Source organism: Paenibacillus assamensis DSM 18201 (assembly GCF_000422445.1).
Lineage (GTDB): Bacteria > Bacillota > Bacilli > Paenibacillales > Paenibacillaceae > Paenibacillus_B > Paenibacillus_B assamensis.
On the sequence record NZ_KE383838.1, the window covers coordinates 82,086 to 99,949 of the forward strand.

A 17,864-nucleotide genomic window follows, 5' to 3' on the forward strand; every position below is an offset into this window, starting at 1 on the left:
CTATCCCCCGCTTGAATAGCCGCTTTTCCCGATACCTGAGTAAGAGTTATAAAATTTCGTACCTTGCTTTGCATAGGAGGACTTAGAACTATACCCATTCATGACATACCAGTTGCTGCTGCTGCGTCCACCACTACTGCTGCTTCCATCATCATCGCAGTCAATTTCCCAGTGTCCGTTTTTTTCTTTTTCATACACACATTCCTCATAAGCAGTCGGCTCTACCTCAGAATCTCCGCAAGCCGTCAATGCAAGCGGCATACAACCAAGCAAAGCATACGCCCAAGCTCGCTTTTTATTCGTTCTGGCTGTCGTTGCTCCTTCTTCTGTCATTTCCATTCCTCTCTTCTCTTTCTCATTTGCTTTACTCCCTAAGAACAAAACTCGCTTATTAAGCTAAACTTGCTTCGCAAACAGCAATAAGGTATTCCGATCCGTATCCAACACCGTTAACAACATTTCTACTTCTCTTTGATCCACAAAGGCATAATGGTCTAACAGCAATGAGGCTGCATCCAATGGTCCTTGAGGTTGATAAGAAGTTAGGAGTTGAAAACACTGTTCCTTCCACAAGTGCCACTCTACTGTAAATTGTTCTGCAGCCTGACACTGACCATCAAAAATAGCGCTTTGAATTCCTGAAATATAGTCTTTCACATTTTTTCCGAGAAATGGTATAATGTAAATGGCTGCCTGCTGCAACTGATTCGTCTCATGAGATACATGCTCCCAGAGTCGATTACGAATGAGGACCGCATCTGTCAGCTTGCATACGAACATATAGTCACGTGTGACATTCCAGTTCGAGATAATCTCCTTCTCCTGCATCAAGTCTGAGTCCCATTCTATATAATGCAGCTGTATCGTATTGGGCTGAATATGGCCCACCTCCCTTTCCACCTTTTACATACGCTCCATTTGAGTGTTGGTTCCTAAATTTATACAACACCTTCCTTGCCCGCTATGCCCTTAACAGAAATAAGACCGATGGGGTTCCCACGGTCTTGTTGGCTATATCTTTGAGATATAGGCATCTTCGATTCGATGTTGATGACTATGATTGATCCTTGGAAGAACATCCAGACTGAGTAAATTCTTGGTCATCTAGCCACTGTGCTGCCCATTGTTCAACAGCTTCCATAACTGGCTTCAACGCCTGCCCCTTCTCCGTTAGTTCATATTCAATACGAACCGGTGTTTCTGGGTAGACATTTCGAACAATAATGCCTGCTGTCTCTAGATCCTTCATACGTTCGCTCAACATTTTGTCGCTCATCGTCGGAATCAGCGTAGAAATATCTTTGAAGCGCTTTGGTCCCGAGACAAGTGCATGAATAAGCAATCCATTCCAACGTTTCCCTAAAATGCAAAAAGCAGCCTCGAACCTTGGACATAATAGCGGTTGGTGTTCCATCTATACCATCCCTCCTCATCGCTAACAAAATGTAAGTATATTTCATGTTATCATAGTTCAGTGGAAAAATAAATATCTCGCAACCTAACTTTGACTGTTTCTGGTATTCTAGATACAGATACACTGCATGGCAAATAGGAAGGAGCAACAAATCTCAGATGACACAACTACAAACGACGTCGCAGCCGCGCATCACGGTAATTGGCAGCTTGAATATGGACTTAGTGACGGTAACCTCTAACGTGCCGAATGCAGGTGAGACCGTTCACGGTGAACGGTTCGCCACAACTTGCGGTGGCAAAGGTGCCAATCAAGCGGTCGCTTGTGCCCGACTCGGTGCTCAAGTAACTATGATTGGCTGCGTCGGTGACGATGCATTTGGCACTATGATGCAAACTAACCTTCGCAATGAAGGCGTAAATACGGAAGGCATTCGTACCATTCCCAATCAGACATCGGGTATAGCAGCCATTACCATTGCTGAGGGAGACAATCGAATCATCATCGTAGCTGGAGCAAATGAAGAAGTCACTCCAGCATACATTCAAGATTATGAGTCGATTATTGCCCAATCCGATCTCGTTCTCATACAATTGGAAATCCCACAAGATGCTGTCGAGAAAGCGGTCGCAGTAGCCAATCAGCATCAAGTTCCAATCATGCTGAATCCTGCACCAGCGATTCATCTCGACGAGTCTTTTCTTGCTCAATTGAGCTGGATTACACCTAATGAACATGAATTGGACATCGTAACTGGTTTACAGCTTAACTCTATTCCAGAGGATACACAGTGGCAAGAGAAGCTTAGCAAGTCCCCTACGCGCATTATTATGACAAAAGGAGCGGATGGGGCCTATTGGGCAGACGAAGTTGGGCATATCCATCACAGCTCAGGATACAAAGTGACCGTTGTGGATACAACTGGAGCAGGCGACACCTTTAACGGTGCATTAGCTGTCGCATTAGCAGAACAACGTAGCCTACCAGAGGCGATACAATGGGCAACTGCGGCTGGAGCAATGTCAGTTATGAAATTCGGTGCACAAGCCGGAATGCCTACCCGTGAACAGTTAAATAACTGGATTCTACAATCTTCTACAAAAAAATGTTAGTCTAATTGCAAACATCCTTCTTTAATCCTCTTGCCCTTATGGAAATGTTGGAATAAAATAAAATCGGTATAACTTTACAATTCAGGCATCATTCCACAAGGGTAGGAGAATCGTCATGGCAACTATCTACGATATTGCGAAGCAAGCGAACGTATCAGCAATGACAGTATCTCGTGTCATCAATAACACAGGACGCGTGAGCGAGAAGACTCGTACAAAGGTTAAGCAAGTCATGGAAGAAATGCACTACATTCCTAACTCCGTCGCAAGATGCCTCGTCACGCAAGAGAGCAAAGTATTGTCCCTGCTCATAACAGACATATCGAATCCATTTTTTACGATGATGGCACGCGGTGCGGAAGATATGGCGCATAAGTACGGCTATCGCCTTATGTTCGGCAATAGCGACGAGAATCTAGACAAAGAGCGCCAGTATGTTGAAATGATTTTATCAATGCGTGTTGATGGCGTATTATTTGCTCCAAGCAATGATATGTCGATCGAACATTTACGTTGGCTTGAGCGTCAAAATGTTCCATTCGTCCTGCTGGATCGCGAAGTCCCTGGTATCGCTTGTGACACAGTGCTTGGTGACAGCCGTATAGGTGCGAAGCAACTTGTAAGAGAACTTATTAAGCGAGGGCATCAAAGAATTGCTCTTGTAAACGGTTTAGAAAATGTCTCGACAGCGAGAGAACGCAGACTCGGCTATGAGGATGCTCTTGTAGAAGCTGGGCTCCCGATTGAAGAAAGCCTTATGATGAATTCAAGCTATGTGCACGACAAACAGCAATTCTCCTTATCACACTGGCTTCAAGCCGAACCGGACAAGCGTCCAACTGCCATTTTTGCTGCAAATAATATGTTGGCAATGAGCGTACTGAACAAATTGGAAGAAGAGGGCGTAAAAGTACCAGAACAAGTCTCAGTTGCTAGTTATGACGATCTAGGTATGCTTGAACAAGTAAACCCTTTCATAAGCGTCGTATCCCAGCCCGCATACGAATTCGGGCAGCATGGCATCCAGCTGCTGTTAGAGCGTATTCGTAATCGCAATCAAGCGCCTAAATCCGTTAAACTACCATGTGAGGTTCATATTAATCGTTCTGTTCAAGATATTTCTGCTTCATCACTTATCGCAACGTACTAAATGTATAAAGGAGCTACTTGATAGCCCGCTAGAGTGACTTTCCCCTAGTCTATCATTCGTTTATTCGACCTCCTATACATGCCTCAGATGATGATTTAACTTCAGGCGTTCCATTCAATGCCCCATCGATTATTGTTGTTGAAATACAAAAGCTGGACGTCGCCATCGTTCAGGCACGTCCAGCTCTACATACAAAAAACAGTTACTATCCATATAGACCTATGAAAATGATGCCACTATCCTTTAACTGACCCTGCTGCCATCCCTTTCATCACTTGTTCTTGGAACATTAAATACACAATAATCGTTGGCAAAGATGCCATAGATAATGCGGCCATCGTTAAGCTGTAGTCTGTCGTAAATCCATCTGCAAATACGGACAAGCTCAATGGCAATGTCTTAAGACTAGGGTCATTGATAAAGACTAGTGCGAACGCAAAGTCATTCCAAAAGCGAAGAAACCCTAAAATAGCTACCGTAGACAATGCTGGAAGTGTAATGGGAAGAATAAGACGGAGAAATATTCCCGTATAGCCTGCTCCATCAACAAGCGCCGCTTCTTCCATTTCCTTTGGTATATTTGCCAAGTAAGCAGTAATAATGAACACAGCAATCGGCAGCTCAAACGCTGTATAAGGTAAAATAAGCGCAGCATGCGTATCAAAAATCCCCATCATATTCATCATACTGAACAATGGTACCAACGTGCTATGGATTGGAATTAATAATCCGAGCAGTAATAAGCTATACAATATCCCTCTGCCCCTGAACTCAAACCTAGATATGATATAGGCAGTCAATGCTCCAAAGAACAGCGTTAACACCAACGATACAAAGGTAACAAATAGCGAGTTCATCGTTGCCTTGCCCATTCCTGACACTTCCCATGCACGAACAAAGTTGCTCCAATTCCAAGTCTGCGGCAGTGAAAACGGATTGGCAAAGAAGTCTGCATTCGACTTAAACGCGCTCATAAACATCCAAAATAATGGATACAGTGTCACTAACGCATACAAGCCAAGCAATATATTCCGAATCGATCTTCTCCACCACTTATTCTGCCGTTGCGTCTTATGCAACCCTGTGTCCAGTGCTGGCATCGACGTACTCATAGGCTGCACTCCTCTCTATATCAGAACCGTATCTTTACCTCTCACCTAAACTATTGATTGTTGCGCCGCATAAGTATTTGCGACCCTGCAATTAAGAGTAGACTGATAATTACAATTAGCGTCGAGACTGCACTTCCGTACCCATAACGATAAACATTAAATGTATTGTTATACATGTACGAAGCCAACAATTCGGTGGCGTGTGCTGGGCCTCCTTTTGTCATTACATAGATGAGGTCGAATGCCTTGAGGCTTCCGGAAATACACAACACGATTGCTACCTTTATCGTATCCCATATCATGGGCAGTGTTATCGAGAACAATCTACGTGTTCTTGTCGCTCCATCAATGGCAGCTGCGTCGTTTAACTCCTGTGGGATGCTGCTCAAAGCGGCAAGAAACATAATTAAGTAGGGTCCAATGAAATTCCAAATAATCGGAATGGCAATCATCCACATTGCAATACTCGGATCAGAGAGCCACGCACGTTTCCACTCTTCTAGCCCTACAAAAGAGAGTATGCCATTTAACAATCCTATTTGCGGCTGATAAATATAAGACCAGATAATACCGATGACTACAGAAGAAAGTACCATTGGCATAAACACAGAAGCACGTACGAAGCGTTGAAACCATGTACCTTGGCTAAGCAATAGTGCTAATAATAAGGCAAGTGGAACTTGTCCAAATACGGAAGCCGCGACGACAATTAAGTTATTTCCAAGCGATTGCCAAAAAATATCATGCGTTAGCGCTTCCACATAGTTGTCAAAACCGATAAAGCGTGCCTCACCTATTCCTTTCCAATCCATGAAACCATAATATGCTGACCAGAATACTGGCACGACAACAAACACGGCATATAGCAGCACAGATGGAAGCAGGCCAAATCCGACAAATAATTTTCTAGCTGTTCCAATTCGCATCGTGCACCTCCACTTCTATGATTAGCAATGCCTTGCAAAGATGATGCCTCTAAGCAAGGCATTGCTCTCTCATTCTTTAAACTTCATGTATGTTACTTGCCAAGTGATTTAGCTTGTGCCTCTTGAATTTTTGCAGCGATTGCTTTTGGATCTCCGCCCATAAGAAGCTCTTGAATCCCGTTATTCACTACGTCTGCCCCTGCGCTCGTAAGCATGCCATCATAGACAGGCGTAAATTGAATGTCATTAACCAGTTCATAAACTTTAGAGAAAATCGGTGATACTTTACTCTTATCCAGTTCAACCTTATAGCTGACCAACTGATTGGATTCCAATGTGCGCTTTTGAGCCTCAGGACCCGACATTGCAAAAATGAGCTTATGAGCTGCTTCTTTAACTTTTCCCTCCGTCTTTGCACTCAAACCAAGTCCAACCCCAACTACACCTGATGTTGTATTTGGATCACCTTTTCCGTCAGCAATAGCAGGCAGTACGGTTACGCCCATTTGCTTAATCGCATCTGGTGTTGCATTTGCCGTTAAATTCGTCAAGGCCCATCCGCCATCGATCATCATAGCCGCTTGACCATGAGCAAACATCATTTCCATCTGTGTGTTATCCATACTATTAAAGCCTTCTTGGAATGCGCCCTCCTGCTGCAACTGCTGTAATAGTTCAAGCGCACGTACGAACTCTGGATCTGTGAACTTTGCACCCTCTTGAGCAGCGGCTTTGATGAACCATTCCGTACCTGTAACACGATCAGCCAATGAACTGAGAATACTGGATTGAGCCAGCCACGCCGCTTTGTTTCCAAGTGCAATTGGTGTTACTTTGGCAGCCTTTAATGTACGGACAGCTTGTAGCAGCTCATCCCATGTTTGCGGCACTTTCACTCCATGACTGTCAAGAATAGACTGGTTGTAATAAAGAATAGAGGTTGGAGTCAAGCTCATTGGAGCACTATACACCTTGTTATCTATTGTGAAATTATCAAATGAACCTGGCAAAAAGCCATCTTTCCAAGCCGCATTTGCTTGCAATAGCTCATCTACAGGTTGAATGAGGCCTCCTCCTTGAAACTCCTTCGTCATAGCCCCTGGCCACATAATAAATACGTCTGGCATTTCATTTGCCGCTGCGACGGTTTTTAGACGAGCTCGATAACCGTCTGGCGGAATAGCCTGAACATTGAGCTTAATACCTGGGTTAGCCGCTTCAAACTCACTAATGATTTCTCTCATCGTTCGAGCACGCAAATCATCGCCCGTGAAATTGTGCCAAAGTGACAGCTTGATACTATCCCCTTCAGCACTTTTAATACCAGTCGCTCCCTTATCTCCAGAGCATCCTGCAAACATCGTAACAACGATAAGCAAAGTGAGTACGATCATCCAATTTCTACGCATTAACAATCCCCCCTGTTAATAGTTCTGCCTCTCCTGTTGTGCAGGAGTAGGTAATGAGTCAATTATAAGGAAGCGCTTACTTTTAGCGTGAGGGATATTTTTCCGATGCGTACGGGAACTTTTTCAGGCTTTTAGACGATAATCAGAAGGTGTACATTTCATATAGCGCTTGAACAGCTGAGCAAAGTATTTAACATCCTCATATCCAACAATTCTAGCGATCTCATTCACCATTAGTTCTGTATTTTGTAGGAGCTCACAAGCACGCTCTATCCGTACCATCGTTACAAATTCGATATAGTTCATCCCTGTTTCAATCTTAAAACGTTCGCTCAAATGATGAGGATGGACATGAACGACGTCGGCAACCCGCTTCAATGTCAGCGTACCATCAGCATGCTCTCGAATATACTGCTTTGCTTTTAAAATAACAGACTGAGAAGTATTGCTTACAAGATGAATATATCTTTGCATAGCCTGCTGTAAAGCGGCATAAAGTTCTCGTTCCCATTGTTCTCTATTCATGGAATCTGCAGTACCTATCATCGTTATCTGCCACATTGACTGATGCATGTTAGCAGAAGCATCTTCGGCCATTCGATCCATCCAACGTTGAATCCCTATAAATAAGGAACTCACATAACTTTGCAGCGAATGCGGTGTCGCTTGTGGATGACTCGTAAGCCGATCTACAAATTCAGATATCCAGCACCTCAATTCGCTAGCATTTCCAGACTTCAATTGTTGGATCAGACCAAACTCATCTTCCGCATGCCTAAGTAAGGGGAGTCCTGTTCGCATCTCTGCCTCTTCAACCCTCACCGTTTTCTGATTCGCTGCTATAACATGGTAGGATATTGCTTTAGCTGCACCGGCTGCAGAATGACACACGCCTTCCACTAAGGAAGTTGCACGCCCGATTCCCGCGAACAGTCTGCACTTAAGCTGCTGCTCAATCATCGAAATCAACCGTTCCCACTCATGTACCCATGATTGGGAAGCTTCGTAGCGTACAACAAGTAAGCGAGCATCATTTCGGAGCACCGCACAGCGGATTGAATCACGCAGCATATTGCTAACGGCAAATAGGAGTAGCGACTCTTCTTTGGAATCCCAACCCTCTACTTTCAATTCAGCGACTTCGTAATAACCGACTGCTTGATCCTTGCTAGAATGGCTAGACAAATGAGACTCATGGATAAGCAATTCAGCAGCATTTCTGGATTCTTCAACAGATAATTGGCCGGATAACCATCTGCGCAGCAACTGATCACGATAAAACCCTTCTCTTTTCGCATGTTCTACCTGCTCCATACGACGAGATTCTATTCTTTCTCTTGCTTTGAGCGCTGCACGAACGATATCATCTGGCCGCGTTGTTTTCAATAAGTAATCTGATACCCCATGACGGATCGCTTGCTGTGCATAAGTAAAGTCATCATAACCGGTATATACAATCGTTTCTGTTAACGGGCTGCATTCGCGTATATAACCCGCAAGCGTTAATCCATCGATACCATTCATTCGAATGTCAGTCAATACGAGCTCTGGCTTCTCCTCTGCTATCAATTTCATCGCTTCTTCAGCGGATTGGCACGGAGTAAGCAGCTCAAACCCAAGCTCTTGCCAAGGAATTACTTGAGATAATCCATTACGAATAATGACCTCATCGTCTACGATTAATGCTTTCATTTTAAATCCCCCCGCCATTCATGATGGACTTGCTGCCACTGTATTGGCTTGACCTTCGTGCTACTAAAATGTAAAACTACCATTCTCCTTTAAAGCGCAATATAATACATGTTCCATGTTCCAATTGGCTGCTGATGCTTACTTGTGCAGAAATTCCATAATGGAGCAACAGACGTTGTTGAACATTCATTAATCCACATCCGCTTCCATGTGATGCCCGATCCGCTTCCAATAGTGGATCGCTAGGAATGAAAGTCCCCCGCCTGCCATCAGCGATGTTCAACATATGTATTTGTAACTCGTGGAGACGTTCCTCCGATATACCAACACCGTTATCGCACACTTGGCATTCCATCCATCCTTCTTCGCATTCACGTAGATCGATCATGATGTGCCCGCGCTGTTTCATAGCGTCCTTTAAAATACCATGAAGCAGAGCATTTTCGACAAGCGGCTGCAGAAGCAGTTTGAGTATAGGCTTTTCCAATAAGTTTGGAGGCACATTTACTTCCATATCGAATCGTTCGGGATAACGAATAGCTTGAATATTCATATAATTTCGAACATGTTCGATTTCCTGTCTAACACTGGTTACTTCTACACCACGATTTAAGCTGAATCGCAAGAAATCACTAAGAGAACCTACCATTTCTGCAATTTGGTCTTGTTTATTCATCCATGCCATCCACTGTATTGAAGAAAGTGTATTGTATAAAAAATGCGGCTGAATCTGGGCCTGAAGTGCTTTCAAGTCAGCCTCCTTCTTCATCGCCTCATTCATTTTCACCTGCTCAGTGAGCTGTCCAATATTTTCACTTAGTCGATTATATGTTTTAATAAGTTGTCCAATTTCATCTGGCGTCTCAATGGGCAATCTACGATATACACTTTCAGGATTTATCGTTGCTAAATACCTCGTAAGCCTAATTAACGGTTTAGTTACCTGCTTCACAAAAAACATGACAGCAAATGCTGTAATTAGGAGCGCCAGTCCAACCGCAACGGCTGTTAGCAATAACACATATCGATTTTGTGCACTGAAAGCATCGTAAGGTATGACAGTATATGCTTGCCACGATGAAATAAGCGGAACGTCATCTGCGATGACAATATGGCGCCCTGAGCCGTTATTCATCTCCCACATTTGTTCGGAATAGCCTTGCAATTTAGGCTGCTGCCGTATATTCGCAAGCACATCATGATCAAGATCCGATGTACTGGATGCGATAATTTGACCTTTTTCATTTTGCAAAAACATAACACCATGCTCCTGCACAGCCACACGCAATTGCTCACTCACCACCGCAGTATCAATCCCAATCGACAGCATGCCCAGCGTCTTGAACGTATTTATGTCACGAATTGGTCTTACTAGAAATACAGAACGCTTCTTTCCTACGCTCGTGGTGGATTCTAAGGGTGGCGACCACCATTTAGAGTGCTGCTTCCAGTACGATTCCGACATATCCGCAACTTGAAATAAAGAGGATTCAAGAATCGTATTGTTGCTGACTTCTGGCATACCTTGCAGCGATATGATACGAATTTCTGAAATATAGCGCTTGGAAAATGCCAAATTCGTCAAAAACCCGGTCATATCTAAATAATCGGTTGCATTCGCTCTTGTATTGTTCAAATAAGATTGAACTTGTTCTTGTCCGATAAGAAAGACCGACATATTCTCTACATCCTGAACAATCGTTTCCATATACGAGTTGACTTGTCGCAACGTATTCAAATTGGACATCGTGACTTTCTCTTCTGTTATTTTTGATGCGGTGTAATAGGAGATAAAGCCTAGTAACACTATGGGGACCATAGTTGCAAAAATAAGAATAAATGACATTTTGCGATGAAGCGAACGAACGATCCATTGCATTCTGCTATCCCCTCGCCTTCCTTTTGATGAATGATTGTATCATGATGTCTTTTTGTTAGGGAGAAAAACTTTTTGTTTGATCAGCTAAAAAATTGTGATAAGCTATAATCGTTCTTTACCAAATATTTCTGATACACCTATCATTATTGTACGCTGAGAGGGAGGTCAAGCGATAGTGGAATCGATACAAGACGAGCTCCCGTTTCTTCAAGCACTAGTAAAAGGCATCGCCGCTCAATTTGGAGACAATTGCGAGGTTGTGCTCCATGACCTGACACTTCCTTATGATAGAACGATTGTTGCCATCGAAAATGGCCACGTCACAGGCAGAAAAGTCGGAGATCCAGGTACGAATCTTGGCTTGGAGCTGCTTCGCGGATCCACAGAGAATGGTCATAAGCTGAACTATGTCACACAAACGAAAGACGGGCGCTTACTTCGCTCAACTTCGCTGTATATGAACAACCAAGATGGAACTATTATCGGATCACTTTGCATCAACTTTGATATTACAAGTCTTATGATCGCGGAGAAGACGCTGCAATCAATCACGATGACCAACTTGCAAACCGACGTCAAAGAATCTTTCGTTACCAACGTAAACGATTTGTTGGACGTGCTTATTCAAGAAACACAAGAGGGAATAGGCAAGCCCGTCGCTGTCATGAGCAAGGAAGATAAAATGAAGATGATTGCTCTATTGGACCAGAAGGGCGCTTTCCTTATTAAGAAATCTAGCGAGAAAATTTGTCTGTACTTAGGGATATCCAAATATTCACTCTATAGCTATCTAGATGAAGTTAAACAATGGAATGCGGAGGAATAGCAATGGAACACAGTGACTTGACTCAATCAAGCGGAATTCAAACCTGTGATAGCACGGATGCAATCGATTCATTTCCAGTTTTAGCGGAAGCCGAAACACCATTTGTTCTCATTGATGAGCGTAAAGTAGATCTTAACTTAAAACGAATGGCTGAGCAGGCAAGCAAGTTGGGTGTTAAGCTAAGGCCCCATATCAAGACGCATAAAATGCCTTACTTTGCGCAGAAACAGCTCAATACGGGGGCAATAGGAATTACAGTAGCCAAAGTATCTGAAGCTGAAGTTATGGTTGAGCAAGGAATTACGGATATTTTTATCGCTTACCCAATCGTCACGCCATCTAAAATACGTCGAGCAGCAGCTCTCCAACAACGTGCACGAATTATAGTTGGTGTAGATAGTGAAGCTGGTGCCGCTATACTTAATCAAATCGCCGAAGAGCTTCAAGTTCGCTTTGAAGTTAGACTGGAAATAGACACGGGGCTGCGTAGGACAGGAGTTAGTGGTGATGCCATTGTTCGAACTGCCGATCGTATCGCAGCCTGCCCTCATTTGGATTTAACAGGAATCTTTACCTTTAGAGGCGCAATGCTCGCTGGTCAAGCAACTACGGATTTGCATGCTGCTGGCGTGGAGGAAAGCGAATTGATGCTGGCTGTAGCTGACACGTTGCGACAAGCAGGTCATACTATTTTGGAGATCAGCGTAGGCTCCTCTCCTACGGGATTAGCAGCTGGTACAGTGGCTGGCGTGTCTGAGATTAGACCTGGTACATATATTTTCAATGATCGTATGCAAATGGCATTCGATCTTGTAGATCGTCATGATTGTGCCGCAACTATTGTAGTAACGGTTGTCAGCTGTCCATATGAAGATCAACTCGTCATTGATGGCGGCAGTAAAGCTTTCGCTACTGATGTTCAGCCTAACGGCGCTCCTCTCTTTATGAAAGGATTCGGGCATATTGTAGAATATCCCGATGCTGTGTTAGAGCGGCTGTCAGAAGAGCATGGTGTCATCCGCATTCAGCCTGGTCATTCCGTACAGGTCGGAGATCGACTGCATATTATTCCGAACCATATTTGCAGCTCTTTAAATTTGTATAACAACGTCTGGATATATGGCACAGAAAGTCCTTATCAAATGAACATCGCAGCTAGAGGCCATAACTGGTAGTTGTTGAATAGTCACACGTAAATTAGTTCTACATCTGATTACAATTACATCTTGGGATGAAGGAGCGAAGGCGCCATGCTCGATTTGATTGTTAAACAGGCTCGAATTGCTGATGGATCTGGGAATCCATGGTACTGGGGTGAAGTAGGCGTTAAAGACGGTATCATTACACACGTGGGAGGTCCTGGTTCGGTTGATGTCAGTGCCGCTCAAATTATTGATGCTAAAGGTGAATTGTTAACACCAGGCTTCATTGATGGCCACTGTCATTCTGATTTAATGATTATGGACTATCCTGAAAGCGGTATTAAAATGCAGCAAGGTGTTACTGCCGAAGTTGTCGGCAACTGCGGTCTTGCTCCTGCGCCTTTCGTTCCCGAGCGGGCTGCTATGTTACAAGAGTATATAACACCCGTTATCGGCACGACGAAACATCAATGGAGTTGGAACTCTGTTGGCGAATATATGGATGCGATTCATCAATTGAAGCCAGCTGAACACATGGCCACTTACGTTGCCCACGGTGCACTGCGCATCGGTGTAATGGGCTTTGACAACCGCCCTCCTTCAACGGAAGAGCTTGAAGCGATGAAAGCGATCGTGAAGGAAGGAATGGAAGCTGGAGCGATTGGTCTATCCATTGGACTACTTTATGCGCCAGGCAGCTATGCTAACCGTGATGAAATCGCTGAACTATGCCGTGTCGTTGCTCAATATGGAGGCTTACTATCCACTCATATTCGTGGTGAAGGCCGTCATCTTTTGCCTTCTATCGACGAGGTAATTTGGATCGCGGAGCAATCTGGTGTATCGCTTCATATTAGTCATCTCAAAGCTGCTGGCAAACGCAGCTGGGGACAAGTACAAGAAGCGATGGAGCGTATCGATCAAGCGCGAGCACGCGGCATGGATGTTACTTGTGATGTATATCCTTATCATGCAGGATCAACAACGTTAACTACAGTGCTGCCGCCATGGCTGCTCCAAGGCGGACTTGCTGGCGTACTGGAAGCTCTCCAGCAGCCTAGCATACGCCAACGTCTGCATGAAGAGTTGGCGGAAGAGCAGGATGACTGGGACAACCTCGTTGCTTCTACAGGCTGGCATAGTGTCGTTGTATCTGCGCTACACAGCGACAACAACAAGGCATTGGAAGGCTTGTCCATTGCCGAAATAGCCGAGAAACGCAGCATTCATCCTGTTGATGCAATGATGGATCTTCTGTTAGAAGAACAAGGAAAAGTAACCATTGTTTATTATCATATGGCAACTGATGATGTTGATGCAGTCGTTCGCTACCCTTACTCTTTGGTGGCTTCTGATAGTCTTCACTGTGAGACAGGCAAACCGCATCCGCGTTTGTATGGTACGTTCCCTCGTATTTTTTCTCAGTATGTACGAGAACGTAAAATTATTACGCTTGAGGATGCTGTACGCAAGTTAACATCGTATCCCGCTGCACGTTTCCGTCTTGGCAAACGCGGCCTATTAGTACCTGGCTATGCAGCAGACATGGTCATTTTCAATCCTGAAACGATTGAGGATACTGCAACTTTTGAAGATCCTAGACAATACCCGCACGGTATCTCGCATGTTTTCGTCAATGGAAAATGGACGATGGAACATGGAAAGTTCCGTAATGTATATGCTGGCGAGATGCTGCGAGCTGCTCGCCAAGTCCGTCATTGCTGTGGTGGACACTAAATCAATCAGGAATGTGAATCGATGCATCATTCGATAAATCATTCCCCTGCTTCCATTACCTATATTAAAGGAGATGAATGTAATGTCACGTATCGAACAACGTTTACAAGAGCTAGGGATTACTCTACCTGAGGTAGGAGAGCCGAAATTCTCTTACATACCAAGCCGTAGAACAGGTAACCTTGTTTACACTTCTGGTATGGACTGCCGCGTTGATGGCGTGCTTATTTATGAAGGTAAAGTTGGTAGCGACTTAACAATCGAGCAAGGTCAAGAATGTGCGCGTCAATGTATCATTAACGCACTGGCTGTTGTCAAACAACAAGTAGGCGATCTTGATCGCGTGAAACAAGTCGTGAAGATGCTTGCCTTCGTTAATAGCGCTCCAGGCTTTGGAGACCAACCGTACGTAATCAACGGTGCATCCAACCTGCTCATCGACATCTTTGGAGAAGCTGGGCGCCATGCACGTTCTGCTATCGGTACAAGCGATCTTCCGTTCCATACTCCTGTAGAGATCGAAATTATCGTTGAAGTGGAAGACAACTAACAAGAAAAAGTCTATAATTTGGCATAGTCAATTCAATAGAATTAATAATTATGTAATTGCTATTATGTTTATTATCCATAAAATTTAAAGTATTATATAAAACCTTCCTTGTCCTAATACGGATTCGGAAGGTTTTTTGTTAGAAACAACGTAATTATTCCTATTTTTTCTATTGACGAATATTAGAAAGAGAAGTAAATTAAATTATATGTTAAATTACTTTATCACATAAAAGCGTGTAAGCGTGTAAGTGAAAAAGCAAATCAACCTTGCATGAAATAGAGAACATCTAGATTAGGAGAATGCAACATGAATCACAATCACACGGAACAGCCTCATCCGTCTTCCCTCTCATGGCAGCAAGGAGCCGCTATCTTCATCCTTGTCCTGGGATGGCTGTTGTATGCCATACTCGGCTTGCAAGCTCAACCGCATATGCCTTTATTAATTGCAGCCATCGGTACTGCGCTTGCTTTGAAATTATGCGGCCAAAGCTGGAAGATGATTGAACAATCCGCTGTCCGCGGCATGAAAGATTCCATTCAACCTGTCATGCTATTGTCACTGATCGGCATTCTTATTGGGGCATGGATGATGAGTGGAACGGTTCCAGCCATGCTTGTATACGGCACAAACTTTTTTCTACCTGAATGGTTTGCTTTAAGTGCTATGCTCTTGACCGTAGTTGTTTCGATGAGCATCGGCAGCTCGATTACAACGGTAGCTACATTTGGCGTTGCGATTATTGCAATTTCTGAAGCTATGGGTGCAAATTCTGCTCTTGTGGCAGGTGCTGTTGTTTCAGGTGCTTGCTTCGGTGACAAAATGTCCCCATTATCAGATACGACGAACTTTGCCGCAGCTGTTTCAAGAGTTAGCATTACAAGTCACATTCGCAACATGACGAAAACGACAATTCCTGCTTTCCTTATAACAATCGTTGCTTTTTCCATACTTGGACATAGTACGGCAAATGATATGAGTTCTATTCTTGCGATGAAACAGGAACTTCAACAAGTATTCCATATTCATCTGCTGAATTTGCTTCCGTTAGTTGTCGTTCTTATTGCATCTTTGAAGCGTATTCCCATCTTGTTAACGATGCTTATGGGAATCGGCACAGCATTGCTTATTACAGGCTTCATACAAGGCAATTGGAACGTATCCATGTGGATGCAGACGATGCAAAGTGGATTAAAAATAAACTTTGAACTTGAGACGCTTGCTCCTGTCATTAACCGCGGGGGAATCGATTCCATGATGTGGTCTATCTCCTTGATTGGAATTGCATTTGTGTTCGGCGGGCTGCTTCAGCACGGAGGAGTTATTCGGTCTTGGATTGAGCCGTTAATGGCCCGCATTAAACGGAAACAAACGATGGTCGTAACAACCGGATTGAGCTCCATTGGTGTTAACTTTATGACCGGTGAACAATACATGTCCATTCTAATTCCAGGACAAATGTTCCAAGAGCAATATGAACAACGACGCATTCCCCGTCTCACGCTTTCACGGACATTAGAGGATTGTGGAACACTTATAAATCCATTAGTCCCATGGGGCGTTAGTGGTGCAATGATGACAAGTGCAATCGGGATGGATGTTCTCACCTACGCGCCATTTGCCTTGTTCCTTTGGATATCTCCATTGTGTACATTCGCGTTTGCACTTATTCCAGGATTGAACCGTCGTACCCTACATGAGACGGAATAGCTAATGAATGTAAAACCCTCTGCTCATTTGAGTGGAGGGTTATTTTTGGTACTCATTATTCACTTTATAGGTACGGATTTGCATGTGAATGATCATTCTATATCCGATATGAAGTCCATACAGTCCATGAACTTCATACCTACGTACTGCATATTCTAATGAATCGCAATAAAAAAGGCTGAGGCAGGTATTTACCCGCTCAGCCCTGTGTATATTTTAGTTAGCACGCTTATGTGCAGTTTCAGCTGTTTGCGCAGCTTTCTTCGCAGCACGGCTACGTTTAATAAGAAGACCAGTAGCTACTACAACAACTACAACAGCTGCTTCGAAGCTGTATTTTGCAACCGGATTTTCGAAGTATGGCTTCAAGAAGCTTTCGCCAACGAACATTTTGGATGCTGTAAAGGCAAGAATGGCAGCACCAATTGTAATAACAATCGGGAAGCGATCAATCAACTTAATAACAAGCGTACTTCCCCAAACAACAATTGGAACGGAAATCAAAAGACCGATAATAACAAGCATATTGTCATGGTTTGCAGCACCTGCAACCGCGATAACATTGTCGATACCCATCGCAGCGTCTGCGATAATAATTGTACGAATTGCGCCCATTAATGTACTAGCTGCTTTGACTTCTTCATGTCCTTTGTCCTCAAGCATTAACTTAAGAGCGATCCAGACGAGAAGCAATCCTCCGACTAACATTAAGCCTTGAATTTCAAGCAACTGAACGACGAAGATCGTCGCTACCGCACGAATAGCTACTGCTCCAAAAGTCCCCCAGAAAATAACCTTCTTCTGCTCTTCTTTCTTCAAGTTACGAGCAGCCATACCGATAACGAGTGCGTTATCGCCTGCTAGGACAAGGTCGAGCAAAATAATACTAAGTAATGCCCCGAACCATTCCACTGAAAATAGTTCCATTGTAATCCCCCTCATTTGGTCGTTGTACCTTATATCGTTTGCATATAAAAGCGCCGCTACCCAAAAAAGTAACGGCGCACGTAAAAGAGACCTTCACCTTTTTGTCGGCAAGGTCTCGCAAACAACGAATTCGTTGCCAGCATAGCCGAGGTGCACGCCCGCGCAACCTGGAATGACGACTATACTGTATAGCTACTCCCCTTATGGAGTTATGATGTTGTATAAATACCAACCGTCACGTGCTTTAACGTGTAATAATAATATCACGGGTATAC

Annotated in this window: 16 protein-coding genes; 7 read left to right on the plus strand and 9 right to left on the minus strand. The window is 43.9% G+C overall.

Going from position 1 to position 17,864, the window contains the following annotated elements; translation table 11 throughout:
- From H580_RS0118730 to H580_RS0118740, 3 genes are all read right to left on the minus strand, one after another.
- The gene (locus tag H580_RS0118730) at positions 1-333 is read right to left on the minus strand and encodes a hypothetical protein (protein WP_157283013.1); all 333 of its coding nucleotides are present in this window, start codon (positions 331-333) and stop codon (positions 1-3) included.
- A gap of 63 nt (positions 334-396) precedes the next feature.
- Positions 397-888: a hypothetical protein gene (locus tag H580_RS0118735; protein WP_028596152.1), complete on the minus strand. Its 492-nt coding sequence runs from the start codon at positions 886-888 to the stop codon at positions 397-399.
- 166 nt (positions 889-1,054) lie between these two features.
- A complete protein-coding gene (locus H580_RS0118740) occupies positions 1,055-1,414 on the minus strand; it encodes a winged helix-turn-helix transcriptional regulator (protein WP_028596153.1) in 360 nt (119 codons plus the stop codon).
- Positions 1,415-1,572: 158 nt separating this feature from the next.
- Here H580_RS0118740 and rbsK point away from each other — a divergent pair, with 158 nt between their 5' ends.
- Together rbsK and H580_RS24740 are read left to right on the plus strand one after the other, a co-directional pair.
- Entirely contained in the window at positions 1,573-2,526 is a 954-nt protein-coding gene (gene rbsK / locus H580_RS0118745) for a ribokinase (RefSeq protein ID WP_028596154.1), read from the plus strand.
- A gap of 115 nt (positions 2,527-2,641) precedes the next feature.
- The gene (locus H580_RS24740; RefSeq protein WP_036605518.1) at positions 2,642-3,676 is read left to right on the plus strand and encodes a LacI family DNA-binding transcriptional regulator; all 1,035 of its coding nucleotides are present in this window, start codon (positions 2,642-2,644) and stop codon (positions 3,674-3,676) included.
- Positions 3,677-3,912: 236 nt separating this feature from the next.
- Here H580_RS24740 and H580_RS0118755 read toward each other — a convergent pair whose 3' ends face one another.
- The 5 genes from H580_RS0118755 to H580_RS0118775 all read right to left on the minus strand — a co-directional run bounded on the left by H580_RS0118755 (position 3,913) and on the right by H580_RS0118775 (position 10,694).
- Complete coding sequence (locus H580_RS0118755) at positions 3,913-4,788, minus strand: carbohydrate ABC transporter permease (RefSeq protein ID WP_028596155.1); 876 nt, start codon at positions 4,786-4,788, stop codon at positions 3,913-3,915.
- Positions 4,789-4,838: 50 nt separating this feature from the next.
- Entirely contained in the window at positions 4,839-5,714 is an 876-nt protein-coding gene (locus tag H580_RS0118760) for a carbohydrate ABC transporter permease (protein ID WP_028596156.1), read from the minus strand.
- Positions 5,715-5,806: 92 nt separating this feature from the next.
- Positions 5,807-7,123 (minus strand): extracellular solute-binding protein, encoded by a 1,317-nt coding sequence (locus H580_RS0118765; RefSeq protein ID WP_028596157.1) that lies wholly within the window; start codon positions 7,121-7,123, stop codon positions 5,807-5,809.
- A 123-nt stretch (positions 7,124-7,246) separates the two neighbouring features.
- Positions 7,247-8,815, minus strand: coding sequence for a response regulator (locus H580_RS0118770; protein ID WP_028596158.1), 1,569 nt, complete (start codon positions 8,813-8,815; stop codon positions 7,247-7,249).
- Positions 8,816-8,891: 76 nt separating this feature from the next.
- Positions 8,892-10,694, minus strand: a complete 1,803-nt coding sequence (locus H580_RS0118775; RefSeq protein WP_028596159.1) for a cache domain-containing sensor histidine kinase — start codon at positions 10,692-10,694, stop codon at positions 8,892-8,894.
- A 175-nt stretch (positions 10,695-10,869) separates the two neighbouring features.
- Between H580_RS0118775 and H580_RS0118780 the strand changes: the two genes are divergently transcribed.
- From H580_RS0118780 to nhaC, 5 genes are all read left to right on the plus strand, one after another.
- Complete coding sequence (locus H580_RS0118780; protein ID WP_028596160.1) at positions 10,870-11,520, plus strand: helix-turn-helix transcriptional regulator; 651 nt, start codon at positions 10,870-10,872, stop codon at positions 11,518-11,520.
- Between the two features lie 2 nt (positions 11,521-11,522).
- Complete coding sequence (locus tag H580_RS24745; protein ID WP_084509360.1) at positions 11,523-12,695, plus strand: alanine racemase; 1,173 nt, start codon at positions 11,523-11,525, stop codon at positions 12,693-12,695.
- Positions 12,696-12,770: 75 nt separating this feature from the next.
- Positions 12,771-14,399, plus strand: coding sequence for an N-acyl-D-amino-acid deacylase family protein (locus H580_RS0118790; RefSeq protein ID WP_028596161.1), 1,629 nt, complete (start codon positions 12,771-12,773; stop codon positions 14,397-14,399).
- Positions 14,400-14,481: 82 nt separating this feature from the next.
- Complete coding sequence (locus tag H580_RS0118795; protein ID WP_028596162.1) at positions 14,482-14,949, plus strand: RidA family protein; 468 nt, start codon at positions 14,482-14,484, stop codon at positions 14,947-14,949.
- A 309-nt stretch (positions 14,950-15,258) separates the two neighbouring features.
- Positions 15,259-16,662, plus strand: coding sequence for a Na+/H+ antiporter NhaC (nhaC, locus tag H580_RS24750; protein WP_051217559.1), 1,404 nt, complete (start codon positions 15,259-15,261; stop codon positions 16,660-16,662).
- A gap of 216 nt (positions 16,663-16,878) precedes the next feature.
- On the opposite strand, the gene H580_RS0118805 is transcribed toward nhaC, so the two are convergent.
- Entirely contained in the window at positions 16,879-17,589 is a 711-nt protein-coding gene (locus H580_RS0118805) for a TerC family protein (protein ID WP_028596163.1), read from the minus strand.
- Positions 17,590-17,864: the final 275 nt, after the last annotated feature.

Coding starts and splice junctions, on each gene's coding strand:
- H580_RS0118790 (WP_028596161.1), top strand. CDS start 12,771: ATGCTCGATTTGATTGTTAAACAGGCTCGAATTGCTGATGGATCTGGG.
- H580_RS0118760 (WP_028596156.1), bottom strand. CDS start 5,714: ATGCGAATTGGAACAGCTAGAAAATTATTTGTCGGATTTGGCCTGCTT.
- H580_RS0118740 (WP_028596153.1), bottom strand. CDS start 1,414: ATGGAACACCAACCGCTATTATGTCCAAGGTTCGAGGCTGCTTTTTGC.
- H580_RS24745 (WP_084509360.1), top strand. CDS start 11,523: ATGGAACACAGTGACTTGACTCAATCAAGCGGAATTCAAACCTGTGAT.
- H580_RS24740 (WP_036605518.1), top strand. CDS start 2,642: ATGGCAACTATCTACGATATTGCGAAGCAAGCGAACGTATCAGCAATG.
- H580_RS0118730 (WP_157283013.1), bottom strand. CDS start 333: ATGACAGAAGAAGGAGCAACGACAGCCAGAACGAATAAAAAGCGAGCT.
- H580_RS0118795 (WP_028596162.1), top strand. CDS start 14,482: ATGTCACGTATCGAACAACGTTTACAAGAGCTAGGGATTACTCTACCT.
- H580_RS0118765 (WP_028596157.1), bottom strand. CDS start 7,123: ATGCGTAGAAATTGGATGATCGTACTCACTTTGCTTATCGTTGTTACG.
- H580_RS0118805 (WP_028596163.1), bottom strand. CDS start 17,589: ATGGAACTATTTTCAGTGGAATGGTTCGGGGCATTACTTAGTATTATT.
- H580_RS0118770 (WP_028596158.1), bottom strand. CDS start 8,815: ATGAAAGCATTAATCGTAGACGATGAGGTCATTATTCGTAATGGATTA.
- H580_RS0118755 (WP_028596155.1), bottom strand. CDS start 4,788: ATGAGTACGTCGATGCCAGCACTGGACACAGGGTTGCATAAGACGCAA.
- H580_RS0118775 (WP_028596159.1), bottom strand. CDS start 10,694: ATGCAATGGATCGTTCGTTCGCTTCATCGCAAAATGTCATTTATTCTT.
- nhaC (WP_051217559.1), top strand. CDS start 15,259: ATGAATCACAATCACACGGAACAGCCTCATCCGTCTTCCCTCTCATGG.
- rbsK (WP_028596154.1), top strand. CDS start 1,573: ATGACACAACTACAAACGACGTCGCAGCCGCGCATCACGGTAATTGGC.